Below are 8,614 nucleotides of genomic sequence, written 5' to 3' on the forward strand. Positions count from 1 at the left end.
TCCCCGCCCCCGTCCCCGCTCCCGGAACCGCCGGTGGTCCCTTTGCCGGTGTCCGGCCCGGTGCCCTCCGTGTCCAGGGCCAGCACCGTGGCCGTCCGGTTGCCGGACAGCGCCAGCGACGTACGCATGGCGGGGGCGGCCCCGCGTACGCCGTCGAGGCCCGCGTAGAGCCCGGCGCGGGCCAACCCGCCCTCGCCGCCTGCGAGTACCCGTATGGAGGTGCCGGCCAGGAAGTCCGCCTGGTCGTCCTGCGAACGGTCCCACGACGCGCCCTGGCCGATCGCGAGCATGCCCATCGCGACGGCGAGGACGAGCAGCAGGACCGGTCCCGCGCCCCGCATCGGGCGGCGGCTGAACTGCCAGCCGGCGAGCGCCGTCGGCAGCCCCCGGCCGCTCGCCGCGCGCCGCTCGGCGAGGCGGGCCACGGGCGGCAGCAGCCGCAGGGTGAGCACGGTGCCGGCGAGCAGGGCCAGCGCGGGCGCGGAGACCAGGAGCGGGTCGATACCGAGGGTGTCCGTGGACGTTCCCGACCGGCCGGAGCCGGAGCCGGACGTCGTCACGGCGCCGGAGGTCTGCCGGCTCAACTGCCAGTACGCGACGGCCGCGATCACCAGCAGGCCCACGTCCGCACCGGCCCGTACCGGCGCGGGAAGCGCACGAGCACGGCCGCCTCCGGTGCCCTCGGCCCGCGCGGTCAGCGCGGGCACGGTCACCGCCAGCGCGCATCCCAGGGCGACCGCCGCCGCCGTTACCCACACCGCGCCGGCCGTAGCCGAGGTGTCCAGGCGCAGCCCGATCCGCGCGAGCGCGCCCTGTCCTGCCAGCAGCCGTGTCAACGGCCCGGCGAGCAGCGGCGCGCAGAGTGCGGCCGGCAGGGCAAGGAGCGACGCCTCCAGCGCCGCGAGCCCGGCCACCCGTCCGCGCGAGGCGCCGCGCGCCCGCAACAGCCGGGTCTCACCCGCTCGTTCGACGCTCAGCAGCCGGGCCACGAGCAGCAGCGCGTACCCGGCGAGCAGCGCGAGCTGGAGCGCGACGATCAGCAGCGTCGAACGGGAGACCAGCAACGACCGGTCGGCCCGGTCCAGTTCCTCCGGCAACGATGTCGTGACGGCCGTGGTGCCGTGCAGCGCGGGGGACTTGAGCAGCCAACGGGGGCCGCTGCCCGCCGCGTCCCGCAGGGCGTCGATCCGCCCGGTCGTCAGGCCCGAGAAGTCGGCGGACGCCAGCCAGCCGGTCGGCCCGGAGCTGACCGCCCGCCCGGCTCCGGCGGCCGTGAGCACCGACGGGTCGGCCAGCAGCGGCCCGTACGTCGTGAAGTCGAGCGTGCTGATCCCGCGGCCGTGCAGGTCGTCCAGCTGCCAGTAGGGCGAGCTGACGCGTACGGGCCGGTACAGGCCGGTCACCCGGACCCGTACCTTCGGGCCGTCGAACCGGTCGACGAGGGTCAGCCGCGCCCCCGGTTCGAGCGCCAGCCGGCGCGCGGCGGCCTCGGGCAGCGCCACCTCGATCTCGCCGCCGGCGCTACTGCTGCCGCTACTGCTGCCGCTGCCGTTGCTGCTGTCGCCGCTCGGGGCGCGGGGCAGGCGGCCGTCGACCGTCCGTACCTGGGTGGGATCCAACGCCGCGAAGTGGGTGAGATCGGGGTCCTCCGAGCGGGCGGCGGGGTCCTGCAACGACCTCGGCAGCGCGTACGGGCCCGACCGGGTCAGCGTCCGCAAGGTCACCGGCAGCCCGTCGAAGGTGCGCCGGGCCCCGTCCCGTACGGCCTTGTCGGCGGCCGTGCGCTCCGCCGCAGGGACGTCGGCCTTGACGATCAGCGTCGTGGCCGCCGCGCTCTCCGGCGCCGAGCCCGCACTCGCTGAGCCCGCACTCGCTGAGCCCGCCGACGGATCGAGGAGCGAGTGCCGCAGCGCCGCGTCGCCGATCGCACCCGAGTACGCGGTCAGGGTCGCCAGCACCGCCGTGGTCAGCAGGACGGTGAGCAGCGCGGCGGCCAGCAGCAGGCGGTGCGCCCGCACACGCAGTAGGACGAACCCTGTCACCCGGCCCCCCGCCGTATCGCCGGACATCCCGGATCTTCGGTGATGTTGTCAGAGGGGAGGGGCCGCGGGAAAGCGCTTGAGGATCGGGCAGGAACGGGTTTGACCGGATCGTGACCGGAATCCGGCGACACGCGACCGGAATCCGCGCATCAGACGGTGTGACCCGCCCGTGGGTGGACGGCGTTGTTCAGCCCTCGGTGTTCACCATCGAAGCCGCCGCGTACGTCAGGTAGTTCCACAGTGTGTGCTCGTGCTCCTCGGAGAGGCCGAGCTCGTCGACGGCGACCCGCATGTGCTTCAGCCAGGCGTCATGGGCCGCGCGGTCGACCGCGAAGGGCGCGTGCCGCATCCGCAGCCGGGGGTGGCCGCGGTTCTCGCTGTACGTGGTCGGCCCGCCCCAGTACTGGATCAGGAACAGCGTGAAGCGCTCCTCGGCCGGGCCCAGATCCTCCTCGGGATACATGGGCCGCAGCAGGGGATCCTCGGCGACACCCTCGTAGAACCGGTGTACGAGGCGCCGGAAGGTCTCCTCGCCGCCGACCTGCTCGTAGAAGGTCTGCTCCTGAAGCGTGCCGCGCGGAATCTCTTTCACACCGTCCATGGTCTCAGACGGGCAGCCCGGCAGACCGCGGTCTCAAGGCTTGGGACCACCGCTGTGGAAGGGCGGATGCAGAAGGGCCGATTCCGGATCGGTCGCGCCCGGCGCTCGCCTCCCGGCCCGTCCCGCAGCACAGTGGAGGTATGAGCGCGCACGCCATCGACCACAGGCTCGACGACCTCGCCGCCACGGCGCGGGCGGCGCTGGTACGCGAGATCGACGCCGGCGGCGCCTGGGACGCCGACCCGCACTGGCGGGCGGCCTTCGCGAGCGTCCCGCGCCACCTCTTCGTGCCGTACTACTACGTGGGCGTACGGGGCGGCTACGAGCGCAGATGGGGCGAGGACCCCGATCCGCGCCGACGCGAGGAGTGGCTGCGCGGGGCGTACGCGGACAGCCCGCTGGCCACGCGCATGCGCGACGGCGAGCTGCTGTCGTCCAGCAGCCAGCCGTCGCTGATGGCGAACATGCTGGCCGAGCTGGAGGTACGGGAGGGGGACGCGGTCCTGGAGATCGGCGCGGGCACCGGTTACAACGCGGCGCTGCTCTCGTACCGGCTGGGCGAGGAGCTGGTCACCACGGTCGACCTGGACCCGGAGATCACCGAGTCCGCCCGGCGGCACCTGGCCGCCGCCGGCTACCGTCCCGCCGTCGTCACCGGTGACGGAGCGCGCGGCTGCCCCGAGCGCGCCCCCTTCGACCGTGTCATCGCCACCTGCTCGCTGAGTTCGATCCCACAGGCCTGGCTCGACCAGTGCCGCCCCGGTGCCCGGATCCTCGCGCCGTTCGCCACCGGCCTCATCGCCCTGCGGGTACGGGACGCCGAACACGCCGAAGGCCGCTTCCTGCCGACGCCGGCCTACTTCGTACCCCTGCGCGGCGGCGCCCTGCCCGGGCGCGAAGGCACGGACGCGTACCTGGACGATCTGCCGCACAGGGCCAGGAGCCACGAGCTGTTCCGGTTCCTGCTGACCCTGACGGAGGGCGGCCTCGCCCCGGACGAGGCACGCGCGCTGTGGGAGCGCGAGGGGTGGCCGCGGCGCGAGCGGTACGGGATCACGGTCGCCGCCGGCCGCGCCTGGGCGTGGTTGGACGACCCCGACCCCGAGGGGCCGTACACCTGGCCGCTGCCGTGACCGGGTGCCGGCGCCGGGCGTCGGCACCCGGAGCCCGCTGGTCTAGCCCCGCCGGACCGTGATCGTCGTCCAGGCGCCCACGTGCACCCGGTCGCCGTCCTGGAGCGGTACGGGGACGAACGGCTGGATGGGCTCCTCGGCGCCGTTGACCGTCGTGCCGTTGGTGGAGTTCTGGTCGACGACCGCCCAGGTGCCGTCGGGCTGCTGCACCAGGACCGCGTGCTGGTGCGAGACGCCCGGGTCCTCCGGCGGCACCGACAGATCGATGTCCGGGGTGTCGCCCGTGGAGTGGCGGCGGCGGCCGATCGTGATCTGGTTGCCGCTGAGCGGACGCTGCTGTTCCGGCGAGTACGCGGGCAGGTTCAGCCCCGCGGCCTCGGGCCCCGACCGCTGCATCATCGCCATGAAGTACTCACGGTCGGGCCCGATGGTGATGCTCCACGGCAGCTGCTGCTGCGGCGGCTGCTGCTGGTATCCGGGAGGCGCCTGCGTCGAGCCGGGCTGCGGATAGCCGTAGCCGGCGCCGGGTCCGGGCGGGCCGCCCGGACCACCGGGGCCACCAGCGGGACCACCACTGTGGCCCGGGCTGCCGCCCGACGGCGGTGAGAGCACCCAGTCGTCCTCACCGCCCCCGAAGGACTGGCCCTGGCCGCCGCCGCCCGGTGCCTGCGGGTGCCTGGTCTCCTGCGGGTACGCGGGCGGAGCGGGCGGTCCTGACTGCTGGAACGCCTGCGGGGCACCGGGACCGCCGGGACCGTTCGGGCCCCCGCCGGGACCGTTCGGGCCGCCGGGACCGCCGTATCCACCCTGGCCGCCCGGACCGCCCGGACCGCCGTATCCGCCGGGAGCCCCGGGGGCCGTGGCGCCGGGTCCTGGCTGTGGCGGTACCGGGCGCGACGGGTCGCCGGGGAAACCGGCGGGGTTCTCGCCGTAGGGCGGGATCGGCTCCGCCGGCCGGTTCATCTGCGAGGGCCGGGAGCCCTGGTAGTCGAACCCGCCGTGGGTGGGTCCTGACTGCCCGGGCGGCGGCTGCTGCTGGAAGTGGGGCGCCTGTGCCTGGTTCGGTACACCGGGGCCCGGACCACCGGGACCGGGGCCGCCGGGAGGGCGCGGCGCGGCCGGGGTGTACGAGGTCGCGGTGTTCGTCAGGAAGTTCCACCGGCACTCCTCGCAGAACGGCGCCCCGCCCTCACGCGGGGTACGGCACTGCGGGCACAGCTCCGCCTGCGGCGCCGGGTCGGGCACCGCGGAGAGATGCGGCCGGCCGCCCTGACCGGGTGGCGGCGGGGACGAACCGGGCGGCGGATAGCCGTACCCGGCCGCCGGGGGCGGCGGTGGAGGCGGCGGGGGCACGGCACCGGCCATGCGGTGACCGCAGACCTCGCACCAGTCGTCGGAACCCGACTGGTGTCCGTTCGGGCAGGTCGGCATGTCGGCGCTTCCCCCTCTCCTGTTCCGGCCCACGAGGGGCCGTAAATCGTGCATACCGCGTGCTTACAACGTGCGTACAGCTTCGCGCCGGGCGCTTACTGCGTGGTGCGTACTGCGTTACTTCTTTACACGAACAGTCTTTGTGGACCGTGTTTCGAGAGTCATCTCGTCGGCCTCCGCGACCTTCGCCTTCAATCGCACAGTACCTGCCGCCGCATCGACCACGTCCACCACCTTCGCAAGCAGTTTCGCCGTATCCGCGTTTCCGGAGGCGCTCGCGAGCTGAACGGCACGGCCCAGTTTGGCCGTCGCCCCGTCGGCATCTCCCGCTTTGCGGGCATCCAGGCCTTGTTGGATGACTTGTGCCAGTTCCGCCTGACCCGTGTAGTGCGCCACCTGCGGATTGATCGACGTGGACGCCGTCATGTCGTCGGTCCACACGGCCCGTACGAGCCCCTGCGCGCCCAGTGTCTGAGCGGTGCCGTCACCCTGCGGGATCACCAGGGAGACCCGGGCGGCGAGCATCTCCTGCCCGAGGCCCGCCTCGGGAACCTCGACGCACACGTGGTAGTCGCGGGACTCGTCCCCCCAGGAGCCGGTGGGGTAGTCCCCGGCGCGCGGGCCCGCCTCGGTGCGGCGGTCGGTGAGCGGCTCGACCGTCGGCGCGACCTGCTTGACGAACTTCACGGACGTGCCGACCGGGGTCCACAGCCGCAGCGCCACGTCCGCGACCTCCTTGCCCATGGCCGTCTCCATCATCTGCGTGAAGTCGGCGGACAGGCCCGCCGGGTCCGCCACGATGTCGGAGGTGCCGAGCAGCGCGGACGCGATACCGGTGACCTCCTTGACCTCCCAGTCCGTGCCGACACCGCGTGCGTCGGCGGTGAAGCGGCCGGCGCAGGCGTCCAGGGCCGCCTGGAGGTCCTCGGACGACTCGTGTTCGTTGCGGCCGTCGGTGAGCACGATGCCGTGCCGGATCGCGACGTCGGCCGAGGACAGCAGACGGTCGGCCAGCCGCAGCCAGGTGCCGATCGCGGTGCCGCCGCCCGCGCTGAGCTTGCGCAGCGCCTGCTTCGCCCGGTCGCGGGTCTGGGCGTCGGCGACGGCGAGCTCGCCGCCGCCCGGATAGACCTCCTTGGCCACGTGCGTTCCGCCGATCACCGCGAAGTGCACGCCGTCGCGCAGCGCGTCGATCGCGGCGGCCGTCGCGTCCCTGGCGCCGCGCATCTTGGTCGGCGGGTAGTCCATGGACCCTGAACAGTCGACCATGATCGCCACGGCCGCGTCCGGGCCCTGACCCGGTGTGTAGAGGTGGGGCGCCGCGACGGCGCTCCCGACCGTGCCGCCGCCGGTGGAGGTCACCGTCACGATCGCGTTGACCTCGCGGCCGCCCTCCGGCAGGTACTCGTTCTGGTACACCTCGACCGAGAACTGCGGCACGTTGGATTTCGAGAAATTGGCCATGCCTTCTCCGCTCCCCCTCAGGACTCCCACGGGACGTGGGGTGATGTCGGTGGGCGGACCGGTCCCCTCCGGTCCTGGCCCCTCCGAGGCCGATGCCTTTTCGTACTGCTCGGTACTGCTGGGTACTGCTCGTACCACTCGTGCCGTTTCGACGGCCTCAGGCCGATCCTGCCCCCTGCGGCGGTGCCGGGAACGGGACGACGGCCACTGTTACGTTGTCGTGGCCCCCGCCGTCCAGGGCGTGGCCCACCAGCACCTGGGCGCTGTGCAGCGGCCGGTCCGCGGCGTCGGGCGGGACGACCTCGGCCAACTCCTCGGCGCCCTCCGCGTAGTTCCACAGCCCGTCGGTGCAGACCACCACCACACCCGGCCGGTCCGGCTTGAAGGAGGCGGTGTGCGGCTCCAGTTCGTACGCGTCCGCGCCGAGCCAGCCCGTGATGGCGTGGGCGCGGTCGTCCGCGTAGGCCTCCGCCTCGTTCATCAATCCCGCCGCGACCATCTGGGCCGCCCAGGAGTCGTCCTCGGTGAGCCGGGCCGGCGGTGACGACCGGTCCACGGGCACCCAGTAGGCGCGGCTGTCGCCGACCCAGCCGATGATCAGCAGGCTGGGCGTGACGACGGCGCCGACGAGGGTGCAGGCCGGGGCGTTCACATGCGGCTGGTGCTCGTGGCCCGACGGGGCGCGGTCCGCCAGGGAGTTGACCGCGTCCGCGGCCACCAGGATCGCGTCGTGCATGGCCTGCTGCGGATGCGTGCCGTGGGGCAGGGCCGCCAGGAGCGACTCGTTGGCCGCGCGAGAGGCGGCCAGGGAGGCCTCGTCGGGGCGGGTCGCCGAGGAGACGCCGTCGCAGACGATCGCGACGACCGCGGCCGAACCGTCGGGCAGCGCCGTCGAGGACACGGTGAAGGCGTCCTCGTTGCGGTGGTGGCGCAGCCCGCGGTCGCTGACCGCGGCGACCGCGGCCAGCTCCTGCTCCATGTGGTCACGCTCGCGGGGCTGGGCGTGCCCGCAGTTCTCGCAGTAGCCGTCCCGGTCGACCTGGCCCGCGCGGCACGCCACGCAGACCTTCAGGCCCGCGGGGGGCGTCGCGAGGTCGGCCGTCCGGGGGTCGGCGGACGACCCGCCGGGCGGTACCTCGGGCGGCAGCGGGGCGGCGAGCGGGTACTCGTCCGGTTCGGCCGCCGCACGGGCCGTCGCGTGGGTCACCGCGTCGTCCTCCGCAGGGGCCGGTGCGTGCTGCGGCGCGTGATCCGGTTGCTGAGCAGCCGTCTGGGCGTGCGGCTGGGCGTGCGGCTGGGCATGTGGCTGGGCGGGCCGGTCGAACCGGACGCCGGGGCTGTCGGAGCCGCCCGACTCCCGTCCCTCCAGGTCCGTCGGCAGGACCACGGCAGCCGGTGTGCCCGAGCTGGACAGCTCGGGAGCGACCGGCCAGTCCACGGGCGCCGCGGGCGCCGCAGACGTCATGGCCGAAGGAGGCCGTGGCGCCGAGCCGTTCATGGTGATCGTGGGGTTGTCGTCCGGCGGTGCCGGTACGGCCGACAGGTCGTAGCCGCACGCACCGCAGAAACGGTCTCCCGACTCCAGCGGTTCCTCACAGCTGGGGCAGGCGGCCAGTTGGGGCATCTGCGACATGAATTACACCCACGTCCGGGGGCGGTAGCGGTTGGCGCGCTCCACCAGATCGATCCTCTCCTCGCCACCCTGGGCGAGCCGGGCCAGTGTCCGGTACGAACGCTCCAGACCGAAACGCAGACCCCGCTCGTCCAGGTCACTGCCGAGCAGTACGGTCCGCGCACCGGTATGCGGTGGGACGGAACCCTGGCTACCGGAGAGTACCCAGTCCAGGGCGCAACCAAGGACCTCTGTGGACAACTGCTCGCGGCGCACCGCGTCCAGGCCGTACCCGTCCAGGGCCTCGACCTGCGCCGCGAGCAGTTGTCCA

Annotated in this window: 7 protein-coding genes; 1 reads left to right on the top strand and 6 read right to left on the bottom strand. The window is 73.8% G+C overall.

All coding sequences use genetic code 11. The features are described 5' to 3' along the window. Nucleotides 1-2,069, bottom strand: a 2,069-nt coding sequence (locus tag AOK01_RS38675; RefSeq protein WP_342671093.1) for an FtsX-like permease family protein, incomplete at its 3' end; no start/stop codon positions are given. A 160-nt stretch (nt 2,070-2,229) separates the two neighbouring features. Continuing rightward, nucleotides 2,230-2,643, bottom strand: coding sequence for a globin (locus AOK01_RS38680; RefSeq protein ID WP_055520124.1), 414 nt, complete (start codon nt 2,641-2,643; stop codon nt 2,230-2,232). A 140-nt stretch (nt 2,644-2,783) separates the two neighbouring features. Here AOK01_RS38680 and AOK01_RS38685 point away from each other — a divergent pair, with 140 nt between their 5' ends. Further along, nucleotides 2,784-3,776, top strand: coding sequence for a methyltransferase domain-containing protein (locus AOK01_RS38685; RefSeq protein ID WP_055520126.1), 993 nt, complete (start codon nt 2,784-2,786; stop codon nt 3,774-3,776). Between the two features lie 42 nt (nt 3,777-3,818). Here the strand turns inward: AOK01_RS38685 and AOK01_RS38690 are convergent, their stop codons facing one another. The 4 genes from AOK01_RS38690 to AOK01_RS38705 all read right to left on the bottom strand — a co-directional run. Further along, the gene (locus AOK01_RS38690; protein ID WP_055520128.1) at nt 3,819-5,207 is read right to left on the bottom strand and encodes an FHA domain-containing protein; all 1,389 of its coding nucleotides are present in this window, start codon (nt 5,205-5,207) and stop codon (nt 3,819-3,821) included. A gap of 117 nt (nt 5,208-5,324) precedes the next feature. Then, nucleotides 5,325-6,671 carry a vWA domain-containing protein gene (locus AOK01_RS38695; RefSeq protein WP_055520130.1) on the bottom strand — a complete coding sequence of 449 codons (1,347 nt, stop codon included), beginning with the start codon at nt 6,669-6,671 and terminating at the stop codon, nt 5,325-5,327. Between the two features lie 157 nt (nt 6,672-6,828). Continuing rightward, on the bottom strand, nt 6,829-8,304 hold the full coding sequence (locus AOK01_RS38700) for a PP2C family protein-serine/threonine phosphatase (protein ID WP_055520133.1): 1,476 nt from the start codon (nt 8,302-8,304) through the stop codon (nt 6,829-6,831). A gap of 3 nt (nt 8,305-8,307) precedes the next feature. Further along, nucleotides 8,308-8,614 (bottom strand): tetratricopeptide repeat protein (locus tag AOK01_RS38705; protein WP_281181499.1); only part of this gene is annotated, 307 nt, incomplete at its 5' end.

Origin of the sequence: Streptomyces aurantiacus (assembly GCF_001418335.1) — a bacterium.
GTDB lineage: Bacteria > Actinomycetota > Actinomycetes > Streptomycetales > Streptomycetaceae > Streptomyces > Streptomyces aurantiacus.

What these genes read in the sequence shown, in the direction of transcription:
- AOK01_RS38690 (WP_055520128.1), bottom strand. Translation starts at nt 5,207, where the DNA reads ATGCCGACCTGCCCGAACGGACACCAGTCGGGTTCCGACGACTGGTGC.
- AOK01_RS38685 (WP_055520126.1), top strand. Translation starts at nt 2,784, where the DNA reads ATGAGCGCGCACGCCATCGACCACAGGCTCGACGACCTCGCCGCCACG.
- AOK01_RS38680 (WP_055520124.1), bottom strand. Translation starts at nt 2,643, where the DNA reads ATGGACGGTGTGAAAGAGATTCCGCGCGGCACGCTTCAGGAGCAGACC.
- AOK01_RS38695 (WP_055520130.1), bottom strand. Translation starts at nt 6,671, where the DNA reads ATGGCCAATTTCTCGAAATCCAACGTGCCGCAGTTCTCGGTCGAGGTG.
- AOK01_RS38700 (WP_055520133.1), bottom strand. Translation starts at nt 8,304, where the DNA reads ATGTCGCAGATGCCCCAACTGGCCGCCTGCCCCAGCTGTGAGGAACCG.